This is a genomic window from Streptomyces sp. JLSY215, assembly GCF_059682825.1.
The window spans coordinates 5077684-5090534 of the sequence record NZ_CM185022.1 but is presented as its reverse complement, the minus strand read 5'-3'; the positions used below and the strand labels follow the sequence as shown (position 1 = coordinate 5090534).

13 protein-coding genes and 1 tRNA gene are annotated in these 12851 nt (G+C 71.8%); 10 read left to right on the top strand and 4 right to left on the bottom strand.

Annotated features, from left to right (window positions below; translation table 11 throughout):
* Positions 1 to 37 precede the first annotated feature (37 nt).
* The 3 genes from AC5677_RS22930 to AC5677_RS22920 are packed head-to-tail and all read left to right on the top strand — an operon-like array spanning position 38 to position 2621.
* Entirely contained in the window at positions 38 to 1138 is a 1101-nt protein-coding gene (locus AC5677_RS22930; protein WP_497189790.1) for a beta-ketoacyl-ACP synthase III, read from the top strand.
* On the top strand, positions 1111 to 1380 hold the full coding sequence (locus tag AC5677_RS22925; protein WP_497189789.1) for an acyl carrier protein: 270 nt from the start codon (positions 1111 to 1113) through the stop codon (positions 1378 to 1380). Before AC5677_RS22930 ends, AC5677_RS22925 begins: the two co-directional genes overlap by 28 nt.
* Positions 1377 to 2621, top strand: coding sequence for a beta-ketoacyl-[acyl-carrier-protein] synthase family protein (locus AC5677_RS22920; RefSeq protein ID WP_497189788.1), 1245 nt, complete (start codon positions 1377 to 1379; stop codon positions 2619 to 2621). Before AC5677_RS22925 ends, AC5677_RS22920 begins: the two co-directional genes overlap by 4 nt.
* 94 nt (positions 2622 to 2715) lie before the next feature.
* On the opposite strand, the gene AC5677_RS22915 is transcribed toward AC5677_RS22920, so the two are convergent.
* Together AC5677_RS22915 and AC5677_RS22910 are read right to left on the bottom strand one after the other, a co-directional pair.
* Complete coding sequence (locus AC5677_RS22915; protein WP_497189787.1) at positions 2716 to 3321, bottom strand: hypothetical protein; 606 nt, start codon at positions 3319 to 3321, stop codon at positions 2716 to 2718.
* Positions 3322 to 3324: 3 nt separating this feature from the next.
* Positions 3325 to 3465, bottom strand: coding sequence for a hypothetical protein (locus tag AC5677_RS22910; RefSeq protein ID WP_497189786.1), 141 nt, complete (start codon positions 3463 to 3465; stop codon positions 3325 to 3327).
* Between the two features lie 316 nt (positions 3466 to 3781).
* Here AC5677_RS22910 and AC5677_RS22905 point away from each other — a divergent pair, with 316 nt between their 5' ends.
* From AC5677_RS22905 to AC5677_RS22890, 4 genes are all read left to right on the top strand, one after another.
* Positions 3782 to 4297: a toxin-antitoxin system HicB family antitoxin gene (locus AC5677_RS22905; RefSeq protein ID WP_497189785.1), complete on the top strand. Its 516-nt coding sequence runs from the start codon at positions 3782 to 3784 to the stop codon at positions 4295 to 4297.
* Positions 4298 to 4385: 88 nt separating this feature from the next.
* Positions 4386 to 5231, top strand: a complete 846-nt coding sequence (locus AC5677_RS22900; protein ID WP_497189784.1) for a DUF4097 family beta strand repeat-containing protein — start codon at positions 4386 to 4388, stop codon at positions 5229 to 5231.
* 729 nt (positions 5232 to 5960) lie between these two features.
* Positions 5961 to 6959, top strand: coding sequence for an ATP-binding cassette domain-containing protein (locus AC5677_RS22895; RefSeq protein WP_497189783.1), 999 nt, complete (start codon positions 5961 to 5963; stop codon positions 6957 to 6959).
* Positions 6956 to 7774, top strand: coding sequence for an ABC transporter permease (locus AC5677_RS22890; protein ID WP_497189782.1), 819 nt, complete (start codon positions 6956 to 6958; stop codon positions 7772 to 7774). The genes AC5677_RS22895 and AC5677_RS22890 overlap by 4 nt, the downstream gene beginning before the upstream one ends.
* A gap of 267 nt (positions 7775 to 8041) precedes the next feature.
* Here AC5677_RS22890 and AC5677_RS22885 read toward each other — a convergent pair.
* A tRNA-Thr gene (locus AC5677_RS22885) sits at positions 8042 to 8115 on the bottom strand.
* A gap of 205 nt (positions 8116 to 8320) precedes the next feature.
* Between AC5677_RS22885 and AC5677_RS22880 the strand changes: the two genes are divergently transcribed.
* From AC5677_RS22880 to AC5677_RS22870, 3 genes are all read left to right on the top strand, one after another.
* Positions 8321 to 9457 carry an ABC transporter ATP-binding protein gene (locus tag AC5677_RS22880; protein ID WP_497189781.1) on the top strand — a complete coding sequence of 379 codons (1137 nt, stop codon included), beginning with the start codon at positions 8321 to 8323 and terminating at the stop codon, positions 9455 to 9457.
* Positions 9458 to 9816: 359 nt separating this feature from the next.
* Positions 9817 to 10242 (top strand): hypothetical protein, encoded by a 426-nt coding sequence (locus AC5677_RS22875; protein ID WP_497189780.1) that lies wholly within the window; start codon positions 9817 to 9819, stop codon positions 10240 to 10242.
* Between the two features lie 30 nt (positions 10243 to 10272).
* Entirely contained in the window at positions 10273 to 11001 is a 729-nt protein-coding gene (locus tag AC5677_RS22870; protein ID WP_497189779.1) for a nucleotidyltransferase family protein, read from the top strand.
* Positions 11002 to 11193: 192 nt separating this feature from the next.
* Here AC5677_RS22870 and AC5677_RS22865 read toward each other — a convergent pair whose 3' ends face one another.
* Positions 11194 to 12831 (bottom strand): DoxX family protein, encoded by a 1638-nt coding sequence (locus tag AC5677_RS22865; RefSeq protein WP_497189778.1) that lies wholly within the window; start codon positions 12829 to 12831, stop codon positions 11194 to 11196.
* Positions 12832 to 12851: the final 20 nt, after the last annotated feature.

Genomic DNA, 12851 nt, shown 5'->3' with positions numbered 1-12851 from the left:
CTCATCCCGAGAATCCCGAGAGCCGAGGACCCACGCGATGACCGAGCCTCCTCCCACCGCCGTGATCTGCGGCATCGGTTCCTGCCTGCCGCCCCACGTCCTGTCGAACGACGAGGTGGCGCGCCGGGGCGTCCTGGAGACCACCGACGCCTGGATCCGGTCCCGTACCGGCATCGCCCGCCGGCGTCAGGCCGACCCCGGTACGAGCACCGGCGACCTCGCGGTGGCCGCGGGCCGCGCCGCCATGAAGTCCGCCCGCGCGCCGGCGGACCTGGTCCTGCTGGCGACCACCACACCCGACCGGCGCTGCCCCGGCACCGCCCCGGACGTCGCGCACCGGCTGGGCCTGGGGCCGGTACCGGCCTTCGACCTCGCCGCCGTGTGCTCCGGCTTCGTCTACGGCCTGACGGTCGCCACCGCCCTGGTACGGAGCGGGGTGTGCGCCCGGCCGCTGGTGATCGGCGCCGAGACGTACTCCACCATCATCGACCCGCTGGACCGGGACACCGCGGTGATCTTCGGCGACGGTGCCGGTGCCGTGCTGCTGCGCCCCGGCGGACGCCTCGAACCCGGGGCGGTGGTGGCCGTCGACCTGGGAGCGGACGGTGCGGGCAGCGATCTGATCGCCATCAGCGCGGGCGGCTCCCGGCAGCCCGACACCTCGGCGCGGCTGAACCGCGAATCCCGGTACTTCCGCATGCGCGGACGGGAGGTGTACGGCCGGGCCGTCCGCCATATGACCGCATCCTCGCGGGCCGTGCTGGAACGGGCGGCCTGGCAGCCCGACAGCGTCGCGGCGTTCATCGGCCACCAGGCCAATCAGCGCATCCTCGACTCGGTGGCCGACCGGATCGGCATCGCCCCCCGGCACCGCTTCGGCAATATCCACGAGGTCGGCAACACCGCCGCGGCGTCCATCCCCCTGGCACTGGCCGCCACCGCCGCCCGCAAGGCCGTCCGCCCCGGCGGGCGCACCCTGCTCACCGCCTTCGGTGGCGGCCTGACCTGGGGATCGGCCGCCCTGCGGTGGCCGGACGCCCGGCCGCACACCCTTCCCCCCGAAACCCGCGCCCCCGGCCGCGAAACTCCGCCCTCTCCCAGGAGCACCCCATGGAAACTGTCTACGACCACCTCGTGACCGTCCTCACCGCCACCTTCGACGTCACCGAGGACCGGATCGGCCCCGACGTCCCGCTCGGCGACCTGGAGCTCGACTCGCTCGCGATCGTCGAGCTGTACGTGACGCTCCAGGAGCACTGGAGCGTCCGGCTGGAAGAGGACGAGTCCGCCACCGATATGACGCTGCGGCAGTTCGCTCAGACCGTGGCGGCGCAGCTTCCGGCCGGGCCGGGCGCGACGGAACCGGAAGCCGCCCGGTGACCGGCCTTCCCCGGCGGGACGACATCGCCGTCACCGGCATCGGCCTGGTCACCCCGGCGGGGATCGGCACCAAGGAAACCTGGGCACGCGTCTGCACCGGCGAGGCCACCGCGGCCGACGACCCCGCCCTCGCCGGGCTCCCGGTCTCCCTCTCCTGCCGGGTACCCGGCTTCGCCCCCCGCCTGCATGTGCGGGGCGCCCGGCCGTGGCAGCACGACCGGTTCACACAGTTCGCGCTGGCCGCGGCCCAGGAGGCGGTGGACGACGCGGGCCTGGACCCCACTGTCTGGAGCGGCGGCCGGGTCGCGGTGATCCTCGGTTCGGCGGCCGGCGGGGTCGGCACGTACGAGGAGCAGCACCGCAAGTTCCTGGACAGCGGCGCCCGTACGGTCTCGCCGCTGACCCTGCCCGCCTTCCTGCCGAACATGGCCGCGGGGCAGCTGGCGATCGCCCTGCGCGCCAAAGGCCCGGTGCTGCACACGGCCACGGCCTGCGCGTCCGGCGCCACCGCGCTGATCACGGCGGCGCTGCTCCTGCGCAGCGGCGCCTGCGACATCGCGATCGCGGGCGGGGCCGACGCCATGATCACCCCGCTGTGTGCCACCGCGTTCGCCAGAATGGGCGCGCTCTCGCGGCGCCATGACGACCCGCGCACCGCCTCCCGCCCCTTCGACGCCGACCGCGACGGCTTCGTCCTGGCCGAGGGCGCCGGCGTCCTCGTCCTGGAACGGCACACCGACGCCGTGAGCCGGGGCGCTCCTCGCCACGCCCAGCTCGCCGGTTACGGCGCCGCCGCCGACGCACACCGGCCCGTGGCACCCGACCCCGGGGGCCACGGGCTACGGCTGGCCCTCTACGAGGCGCTGCGCACGGCCGACGCCACCCCCCTCGACGTCGACCACGTCAACGCCCACGGAACGAGCACCCCGCTCAACGACCGCACCGAAGCCGGCGTGCTCCACCAGGTGTTCGGCGCCGCGGGCCCCTCCGTCACCGCCACCAAGGGCGTCACGGGGCACACCATGGGAGCGGCCGGCGCCATCGAGGCGGCGCTCACCGTCCTGACCGTGGCGCACCAACTCGTCCCGCCCACCGCCAATTTCCGGCACCACGAGCCGGAACTGAGCGAGCTGGACCTGGTGACCGGCGCCCCGCGCCGACAGCCGATCCGCCTCGCCCTGAGCAATTCCGCGGGATTCGGCGGGCACAACACCGTGCTTGCCTTCCGGCCCGCCGCCTGAGCCGAGCCGCATCGCAGGGCGCGTGGGCGCCTGCGCAAGGCGCGTGGGCGGCCTGACAGCGCCGCGGGCCGGTCGGGCGCGCCGCCGCCATCGGTCAGGAGTGGCTGTTCAGGAAGCCGATCACGGTGGCGCCCCACCAGCCCAGTTGGCTGACGGTGGTCGCGGCACCCGCCTGAAGGCGCAGGCGGCGCGGCATCTCGATGCCCCGGTACCGGTCGAGGCGCTGCCCGATCCAGTGGGCGTAGAGGCCGTTGAGGGTGATGGCCAGGACGAGCCCGATCTTGAACAGCGTCAGCGGCGCCGCCAGGTTCGGGCGGAGGAACGAGCCGGTGACGACCAGCCCGGCCAACCCGAGCCAGATGGGGACCTGGAGGGTGCGGGCGGTCTGCAGAACGTCGGTCAGCCGACGCCGTCCGAGCATCCACAGGACGCCGAACCAGTCGACGGCGAGGACGGAGCCGAGCCCGACGACGAGCGCGACAAGATGCAGGAAGCGGGCCGCGGTCCGCAGCGACGGATCGGCGTGCATATGGCCGGCCGTCCAGCAGGTGCCCACCAGGACGGCCGAGCTCAGGACTCCGAGGACGGCGAGCGCCCAGGCCGGAGTGGCCGGGTGGGAGCCGCTGCCGCCGCCGACGGGCGTAGCCCAGCTCGGCACCCGGACGGTTACGGGCAGCGGTCTGTCGGACGTGCGCAACACCGGTCAGGTCCCCGGCTTGAGCGTCACGTTGCGGAAGGCGGCGGTGGCCTTCCCGGCTTTGTCGGCGCCCGCGCCGCTGCATGCCACCCGCGCGAAGGCGAGCGGCATGGCCGGAGAGAGGGTACGCGGCGAGCGCTTAGGCATGACGGAAAACCTTCGGTTGAAAGTAAGGTAAGGCGAACCTAAGACTCCGCTACGCGCCCGTCAACCCGTCCCGCAATGCGGACGTTCATTGCAAGTCGGGCGCAGGTACGGGACTTCCCCTTGCGCCACAGAGATGAAATCCGGCCAACTGACGCCGAGGTCACGCCCAAAGCCGGATACGCCACGCATGGCATCACGATGACTCAGGCCACCTCTTTCGCGTTTCCCCAGCTCAGGACGGCCACCCCTAACCCCATCCCACACAAGACGCCATCCAAGCTTGCGCATGACGCCATCATGGTGCCATCATGACGTCATGGACCTCACGCCGTATGTCGACACTCTCCGCCGCGAACTCGCCGTGGCCGCCGAAGCCGGCGGGGAAGACACCCGCGAGCTGGCCGAGCGGCTCACCACTCCCCTGGAGTCGGCGACCCGCCTGACCTTGCTCAACGTGCTCTCCGCCGCGATGGACGAGATCACCCGCGAGCTCGCCCCCGGCTCGGTCGACGTGCGGCTGCGCGGACTGGACCCCGACTTCGTGGTGACGCTGCCGCCCACCGGCGGCCATGCGGAAGCGGCCGTCGCGCCCGTCGAACCGCTCGTGGCACAGGCGCCCGCCGAAGGCGACGAGGGCGGCACCGCCCGCGTCAATCTGCGGCTGCCGGCCCATCTCAAGGCGCGCGCCGAGGAGGCCGCGAGCCGCGAGGGCCTGTCGGTCAACGCATGGCTGGTGCGGGCCGTGTCGGCCGCGGTCGCCGGCGGCACGCAGCCGCGCACGGCAGGGACGACCCAAACGATCGGACAGAGCATCACGGGCTGGGTGCGCTAGCCGCGCCCCCGCCCGCACCCGCCTCACTTCACCGACACCACGTCCCACCAGCAGGGACGCCACCCAGACCCAAGAGGACGGTACAGCCATGCCTTCTTTCGACACTCCCGAGCCGATCGCCGTCACGTCCCACGTGGAGGCCGGCTCCATCCGCTTCACCGCGAGCGACCGCCTCGACACGGTCGTCGAGGTGGGCCCCCGCGACCCGAAGCAGGACCGGGACGTGCGGGCGGCCGAGCAGACCGAGGTCACGTACGCAAGCGGCACCCTGACCGTCCGTACCCCCAAGCAGCGCAATTCGCTGCGCCGCCCCGGCACCGTCGATGTGACGGTCGAACTGCCCACGGGTTCCCGCATCGACATGACCGGCTCCTGGGCCCAGGTGCTCGGCGAGGGCCGGCTCGGCGAGGTCCGCGTGAAGACCTCGGCCGGCGACGTCCGCCTCGACACGACCGGACCGCTGTACCTGAAGGCGTCGCACGGCTCGATCACCGTGGACCGGGTCGAGGGCGCGGCCGAGATCACCACCAGCACGGGCAGCGTGCGCGTCGGCCTCATCGACGGCACCGGCGTCCTCAAGAACTCGCACGGCACCACGACCGTCGGCACCGCGACCGGCGAGCTGCGGGTGAGCAACGCCAACGGTGACATCGACATCGCGCGCGCCGAGAGCTCGGTCGCCGCGACCACCGCCCACGGCAGGGTGCGCGCGGCCGATGTGGCCCGCGGAACCGTCCAGTTGGAGACCTCCTACGGTGCCATCGAGGTCGGCATCCGCGAGGGCACGGCCGCCTGGCTCGACGTCACTTCCGGCTCCGGGCAGGTGCGCAACACGCTCACCGCGTCCGAGGCCCCGGAGAAGACCGAGGACACCGTCGAGGTCCGCGCCCGGACCCGGTACGGCAACATCGACATCCTGCGCGCCCGCGGCTGAGCGCCGGCCCCGCCGACCCGCCCGCCCCTCGGCCCCTTCCAGCGGCCTCCGGCACGTCCTGTCATGCCCACACCAAGACGCGTCATCCGGCAGCCGCCCGCCGCCACCTCCACCATCGGCCTGCCCACGCCATACGGCGACACGGCCACACTCGCCACTCGCGTGCAGCACCCAGCCGCTTGAACCGCGGCACCCCGGCCCCTGACAGCCCCCACCCGGGGCCGTCAGGGGCCAATCGCTTTCCGCCGGCAGCCCGGCCGGCCCCCCACACCCCTCGCCCTGCTCGGCAGGTCCGCCTGGCGGCTGCCGAAGTGGCTGGACCGGATCCTGCCCCGGATGGACGTCGAGGGCGAGAAGCTCGACCAGCACGCCGCCCCCGCGCCGCACTCACCGCGGGAACGCGCCCTGGTCGACTGACGCACTCGCCGAGCACATGGCACCACTGTGGCACCCCCGCGCCGGCCTCAGGTCGACGCGGGGGTGCTTTCCTGTGCGTCCCGTGCGAACACATCTCCGCAGGTCAGAAAGGCCGGCGCGATACGGATCCAAAAATGGCACCAACATGGCTCGCCATGGCGCCACTCATGTGCCATCATGATGACGCAGGCACGGCACACAAAAGCCCGCGACTAGCGCCAAACATGCACCGCCAATGCGCCATACGTACGCCACGGCCCATTCGGCCGCTCTCCACCGTCCCCGGCTTCCCTGAAGAAAGGCCCGCCCACCATGAACACCGCGACCCGGGTGTCCACCACCACGCGAGCGGCCGCGATCTCCGCGACCGGCCTGCGTAAGTCGTACGGCGACAAGGTGGTGCTCGACGGCATCGATCTGCGGATCCCCGAGGGCACGATCTTCGCCCTGCTCGGCCCCAACGGTGCCGGCAAGACCACCACCGTGGAGATCCTCTCCACGCTGATCACCGCCGACTCGGGCCAGGCACGGATCGCGGGCCTCGACGTGACCTCCGACGCCGACCCGGTACGCCGCCAGATCGGCGTCACCGGTCAATTCGCCGCCGTCGACGGGCTGTTGACCGCCGAGGAGAATCTGCTCCTCATGGCCGACCTGCACCACCTGAGCAAGCGCGAAGGCCGCCGCCGTGCCGCCGAGCTCCTGGAGCGGTTCGAACTGACCGAGGCCGCCCGCAAGAACGTCGCCACCTTCTCCGGCGGTATGCGCCGCAAGCTCGACCTGGCGATGACCCTGGTCGGCCGGCCGCGGATCATCTTCCTCGACGAGCCGACCACCGGCCTCGACCCGCGCAGCCGCCGCGTCATGTGGGAGCTCATCCGGGACCTGGTGGCGGATCAGGGCGTGACCATCTTCCTCACCACGCAGTACCTGGAAGAGGCCGACCAACTCGCCGACCGCATCGCCGTACTGGACCACGGCAAGCTGGTCGCCGAAGGCACCGCCGACGAGCTGAAGCGCAAGATCCCCGGTGGCCATGTCCGCCTCCAGTTCGCCGACGAGGGCCACCTCGCCGCGGCGGCCGGCCTCTTCGGCACCGCCGCCCACGACGACGAGTCGCTCGCCCTGCGGATCCCCGGCGACGGCACCCTCACCCATCTCCGTGGCGTCCTCGACGCCCTCGACAGCACCGGCATACAGGCCGAGTCGCTCACCGTGCACACCCCCGACCTCGACGACGTCTTCCTCACCCTCACCGGCCAGCAGAACGCCCCCACCGTCCCCACCTCGCAGAAGGAGTCGGCCCGATGAGCGCCGCGACCGCCACCGCACCGGCCACACCCACCCGCTCGTACGCCCTGCGCGACTCCATGACGATGCTGCGCCGCAACCTCAAGCACATGCGGCGCTACCCGTCGATGACGATCTCGATCGTCGCCATGCCGATCCTGATGCTGCTGCTGTTCGTGTACGTCTTCGGCGGGGCGCTCGGCACCGGAATCGGAGCGGGCGCCGACCGCGGCGACTACATCAACTACGTGGTCCCCGGCATCATCCTGATGTCCGCGACCTCCGGGGCCGTCGCGACCGCCGTGTCCGTCTGCACCGACATGACGGAAGGCATCATCAACCGCTTCCGTACGATGTCGATCTCCCGCGGCTCCGTGCTCACCGGCCATGTCCTCGGCAGCGTCATCCAGATCACGGCGGTCCTCGTCCTGGTCACCGGTGTCTCCCTCGCGATCGGCTTCCGGCCCGACGCCTCCCCCGTCGAGTGGATCGCCGCCTTCGGTCTGCTGGCCTTCCTTGCCTTCGGTCTGGCCTGGGTGTCCGCCGCGATGGGCATGGGCGCCAAGACCCCCGAGGCCGCGTCCAACGCCCCGCTGCCGCTGACCTTCCTGCCCTTCCTCGGCAGCGCGGTCGTCACCCCGGACTCCATGCCGACCGCCCTGCGCTGGTTCGCCGAGTACCAGCCCTTCACGCCGATCAACGAGACCCTGCGCGGCCTGCTGCTCGGCACCCCGATCGGCAACGACGGCTGGATAGCCCTGGCCTGGTGCACGGCCCTCAGCCTGGCCGGCTACCTGTGGTCACGCACCGTGTTCAACCGCGAGGTCACGCGCTGACCCCGCCGCACGCGACGCAAAGGGCGGCTCCCGGAATCCCCGGGAGCCGCCCCCTCACCCGTGAGTCCGGGAACGGTTCCAGCTCCTCCATGCGGCGCAGGCCGCGACGGCCAGACACGGCCCCACACGGCCCCACACGGCCACACGGCCACACGGCCACACACCAGGGCTAGAAGATCATCGCGTCCCCGTCCCGCCCGGCCCGGCCCGGCCCGGCCCTCACATAAAAAAGTCCAGATCAGCGACTAGCCGACCTGGACTTCTCAGAGCCCCCTGTCGGATTCGAACCGACGACCTTCGCTTTACAAGAGCGGTGCTCTGGCCAGCTGAGCTAAGGAGGCGTGCCGGATGAAGTGTACCCAGGCCCGCCGGATGCCCGTCGCCGTATTTCCGTGATCGCGGGGGCGGGGGGATTTCGTGACCTCCGGGCTACTGACACCGGGGAGCGCCGAGGGTAGCGTCACGGCAAGTCCACCGTGGTGGACTACACCACTCCTTTTACTCGGATCGTCCGGCACGTTCCTGCCGGTGAAGGGATTCATCATCATGGCTACGGTCACCTATGACCAGGCAACCCGTATCTACCCGGGTTCCGACAAGCCCGCCGTCGACAAGCTCGACATCGCCATCGAGGACGGCGAATTCCTCGTCCTCGTCGGCCCCTCCGGATGCGGCAAGTCCACCTCGCTGCGGATGCTCGCGGGGCTGGAGGACGTCGACGGAGGCGCCATCCGCATCGGGGACCGCGATGTCACCCACCTGCCGCCCAAGGACCGGGACATCGCGATGGTGTTCCAGAACTACGCGCTCTACCCGCATATGACGGTCGCCGACAACATGGGCTTCGCGCTCAAGATCGCCGGTGTGCCGAAGGCGGAGATCCGGCAGAAGGTCGAGGACGCGGCGAAGATCCTGGACCTGACCGAGTACCTCGGGCGTAAGCCCAAGGCGCTCTCCGGCGGCCAGCGGCAGCGCGTCGCGATGGGCCGGGCGATCGTCCGGGAGCCCCAGGTGTTCCTGATGGACGAGCCGCTGTCCAACCTGGACGCCAAGCTCCGCGTCCAGACCCGTACGCAGATCGCGGGGCTGCAGCGGCGCCTGGGGATCACCACGGTGTACGTCACCCACGACCAGGTCGAGGCCATGACGATGGGCGACCGGGTGGCCGTCCTCAAGGACGGGCTGCTGCAGCAGATCGATTCGCCGCGCAACATGTACGACCGTCCGGCCAATCTCTTCGTGGCGGGGTTCATCGGGTCGCCCGCGATGAACCTGGTCGAGGTGCCGATCACCGACGGCGGCGTGAAGTTCGGCAACAGCGTCGTGCCGGTCAACCGGGAGGCGCTGACCGCGGCGGGCGAGAAGGGCGACCGTACGGTGACCGTAGGCGTGCGGCCCGAGCACTTCGAGATCGTCGAGCAGAACAGCGCCGCGGCGAAGTCGCTTTCGAAGGACACCGCGGACGCGCCGGCGGGCCTGGCCGTCACGGTCAATGTCGTCGAGGAGCTGGGCGCCGACGGCTACGTCTACGGCACCGCTGAGGTCGGCGGCGAGGTCAAGGACCTGGTCGTACGGGTCAACGGCCGCCAGGTCCCGCAGAAGGGCACCCAGCTGCATGTGGTGCCGATGCCGGGTGAGACGCATGTCTTCTCGACGTCTTCGGGTGAGCGGCTCAGCGACTAGCGGCGCGGCGGCTCAGCGACCGACGGCCGACGGCCGGCGCGGAGCGGAGCGGAGCGCAGTGGCGGCGGCGGTACCGGGGTCCGTACCCGGTACCGCCGCCGTCTGTCGTCCGTCGCCGGTCGCCCCTCGCTCCCCCATCCCCCGTCCGCCCTCCATGGCGGAGAGTGATGGATCGCGCGCCCCTGCCCCGTCGCCGGGCCCCGTACACCCGCCACGCCCGCACTCGTCGACAAATACCCCGGCAGAACCGGCTTTTCGCACCGATGCGTCAACTTCATAACCGCACCGACGAGCCATTTCGTCCCTCGATAAGGTGACCAAATGTCGCCAAATCATCACTCCTCGCTACCATCACCACCGTGAACTCCGCAGCCCGCCGCATCGGCCGAACCCTCGCCCTTGTCCTGCCCGTCGTCCTCGTACTCTCCGGGACTCTCGCGGTCACCCGCGTCCCGTGGGCGTCGCAGGCCACCGACTCGCAGATGCTGACCGCGTCCTCCGGGACGGTCGCCACGAAGGCCCACTCGCAGGCCCCCCGCGCGCCTCAGGACATCCTCCGCGACCGTCTTCTGCTGGATCTCCAGGAGAAGGACCCCGGCGTCGCCCTCACCCACCTCCAGAAGGAGATGAACGCCCGGCCCTCGCTGGCCAAGCACTGTGCCTCCATCGCCCGCTCCCTCGGCCGCGCCGCGGTCGCCAAGTACGGTGCCGCACACCGCGCCCAGGCCTTCTCCCGCCCGGTCTGCGACACCTCCTTCGCCACCGGCGTCGCCGCCGCCCAGTGACCCCGGCCCGCACCGCATAGGGTGCGAACCATGGCAGACGCCCCCCATCCCTATCCCACGCAGGCCGTGGTCCTGGCCGGCGGCCAGGGCTCACGACTTCGCCCGTACACCGACGACCGGCCCAAGCCGATGGTCGAGATCCCCGGGACCGGGACCCCGATCATCGGCCACCAGCTGAACTGGCTGGCCGAAGAAGGCGTCACCGACGCAGTGATCTCCTGCGGCCACCTCGCCGAGGTGCTCCAGGACTGGCTGGACCGGTCCCAACTACCCTTGCGTGTCACGACCGTTGTCGAGACGGAACCGCTGGGCCGCGGCGGCGGACTCAAGTACGCCGCCGCCTACCTCCCTCGCCCGGAAGAGCCCTGGTACGCCACCAACGGCGACATCTGGACCCGCTTCCCGCTCCGTGAGATGGCCGCCTTCCACCACGAGCGCGACGCCGAGGCCACTCTCGCGCTGGCCCGCCCGCGGATCCCCTGGGGCGTCGTCGAGACCGACGCCTTCGGCCATGTCCTGGACTTCATCGAGGCCCCGCCCTCCCCGTATCTCATCAACGCGGGTGTCTACGCCTTCTCCGCGGCCTTCAAGGACCTGCTGCCGGCCCGCGGCGACCACGAGCGCACCACCTTCCCCCGCCTGGCCCGCGAACGCCGCCTGGCCGGCTATCCGCTCCCGCACGGCGCCTACTGGCGTGCCATCGACACCGCCAAGGACCTCACCGAGGCCGCCAAGGAGCTGGGGACGCAGGGGCGTTGAGCCCTCAGGGTTGAGCCCCGGGGACACCTCCAGAAGTTGCGGCCCGATCTTGCCCCGGGCCGACCGAGCCGGAGAATCGCCCCCCTCCCCTCTCATCACGGCCCCCGCACACGCCTGTCCCCGACCACCCTCGCGGTGATCGGGGACAGTCGCACGTCCGGGGTGCGGTCGGTCCGGTCCGGTCCGGGTGGATCAGCCCAGGAGGCCGCCCAGCGTGCCGCGGCCGGAGTCGCTCGCCCCGGAGCCCGAGGGGCTGCTGCTCGTACCGCCACCGGTCGTGCCGCCACCGGTGCCGCCGGAGCTCGGCGTCGCGCGGCTGGGGGTCGAGGTGCGGGACGGGACCGAACGCTGCGGCGGGCCGCTGGTGGTCGCGCCACCGGGCCGGACGATGCCGCTGGTGGTGCCGGCCGTGGGCGCGGTCGAGGCGGACGGCAGGCCCCGCTTGCCCGCGCGGTGCGAGGCGTCGGCGGAGGGCGTGCCGCGGTGCCGCGGGATGCCGTTGCCGGTGCGGTGCTGACCGGGCCGGGTGGCCTTCTTGCCGGGGCGGGGCAGCGGCGTTCCGGGCAGGTTGTTGATCGCGGGCTCGCCGGGACGCGGTACCGGCGCGACGGACGCGGACCGTACGGCGCCACCGAGCAGCGACCCGATGAGCAGGGTCAGCCCGGCCACCACCGCGGTCATCGCCGCGCCGCGCCGCAGCACCCGGCGCCGCAGCTCGCCGACCTCGACCCGGGGGCCGAGCCGCCGCCAGGCCTCGCCGGCCAGCCGCCCGTCCATGGAGTAGACCGGGGCGCCCGCGATGATCAGCGGGCTCCAGGCGGCGAGGTAGATGATGTCCGGGGCGTCGTACGCCGGGACCGTGCGCCAGCTGACGGTCATCAGCAGCGCCGCGGAGAGCAGCGCGCCGATGGATGCGGCGACCCGCTGCCACAGTCCGCAGATGGTCAGTACGCCGACGACGACCTGGAGGAAGGCGACGGTCAGACCGGCGCCGACGGGATGCGAGACGGCGAAGTCGCGCAGCGGCACGGCCAGCGCCCAGGGGTCCAGCGACAGCAGCCACTTGACCATCGAGCCCCGCTCGCCGCCGTCGAAGTAGACGGGGTCGCAGAGCTTGCCCATACCGGCGTAGACCGAGATCAGACCGAGGAAGATCCGCAGCGGCAGCAGGACGACGCCGAGGTTCATCCGGCGGCCGGGGTAGTAGGCGTGGCGGACGGAGTCGGCGCCGCGCCGCTTGCCGTCGTAGCGGTCCCGGGCCTCGATGTGGTCGTCGTCGTAGCCGTCGTAGCCGTCGTCGTCGTAACCGTCGTCGGCACGGCCGCCGGTGTAGGCGGGTTCGTTGTACGCGCTGCCCACGGGGCGTACGCCGCGCAGCAGGGTGTCGTTGGATTCGAGCGGGCTGCGCTGGCCGACCACGGTCGAGGCGCGGGCGTCGTCGACGCGGACCCGGGGCAGGACCTGGGTCGCTCCGACGTCCTCGCCCTGGCCGTTGTCCAGGCCGATGCCCGCGTTGCGTACGGCGTGCAGGAGTTGGGTGGTGGCGCCGGCGGTGCCGCCCGGTGTCGTACGGCCGCTCCACACCACGGGCGCCCGCCGTCTGGCAGGAACGGACGACCCCCGGATCACGGGGATGCGCGCGGTGTCGGCCATGGTGCTGCCCACCGCGCCCGCTACGGGTTCGGCGAGCTGCACACGGAAACTGGCGTGGTTGACAATGACCTGCGCGGGATCGCACGGCACCTTGACCGAGCTCAGGATGGGCTCGTCATCGAAGCCCGGCGAGCGTCCCCCCGTAGGCGTGCGGGGTGTTCTGGTGTCCACGCTCATCTAACCGAGTGACTCGCGGT

What these genes read in the sequence shown, in the direction of transcription:
- AC5677_RS22930 (WP_497189790.1), top strand. Translation starts at nt 38, where the DNA reads ATGACCGAGCCTCCTCCCACCGCCGTGATCTGCGGCATCGGTTCCTGC.
- AC5677_RS22925 (WP_497189789.1), top strand. Translation starts at nt 1,111, where the DNA reads ATGGAAACTGTCTACGACCACCTCGTGACCGTCCTCACCGCCACCTTC.
- AC5677_RS22910 (WP_497189786.1), bottom strand. Translation starts at nt 3,465, where the DNA reads ATGCCTAAGCGCTCGCCGCGTACCCTCTCTCCGGCCATGCCGCTCGCC.
- AC5677_RS22905 (WP_497189785.1), top strand. Translation starts at nt 3,782, where the DNA reads ATGGACCTCACGCCGTATGTCGACACTCTCCGCCGCGAACTCGCCGTG.
- AC5677_RS22900 (WP_497189784.1), top strand. Translation starts at nt 4,386, where the DNA reads ATGCCTTCTTTCGACACTCCCGAGCCGATCGCCGTCACGTCCCACGTG.
- AC5677_RS22895 (WP_497189783.1), top strand. Translation starts at nt 5,961, where the DNA reads ATGAACACCGCGACCCGGGTGTCCACCACCACGCGAGCGGCCGCGATC.
- AC5677_RS22890 (WP_497189782.1), top strand. Translation starts at nt 6,956, where the DNA reads ATGAGCGCCGCGACCGCCACCGCACCGGCCACACCCACCCGCTCGTAC.
- AC5677_RS22880 (WP_497189781.1), top strand. Translation starts at nt 8,321, where the DNA reads ATGGCTACGGTCACCTATGACCAGGCAACCCGTATCTACCCGGGTTCC.
- AC5677_RS22870 (WP_497189779.1), top strand. Translation starts at nt 10,273, where the DNA reads ATGGCAGACGCCCCCCATCCCTATCCCACGCAGGCCGTGGTCCTGGCC.
- AC5677_RS22865 (WP_497189778.1), bottom strand. Translation starts at nt 12,831, where the DNA reads ATGAGCGTGGACACCAGAACACCCCGCACGCCTACGGGGGGACGCTCG.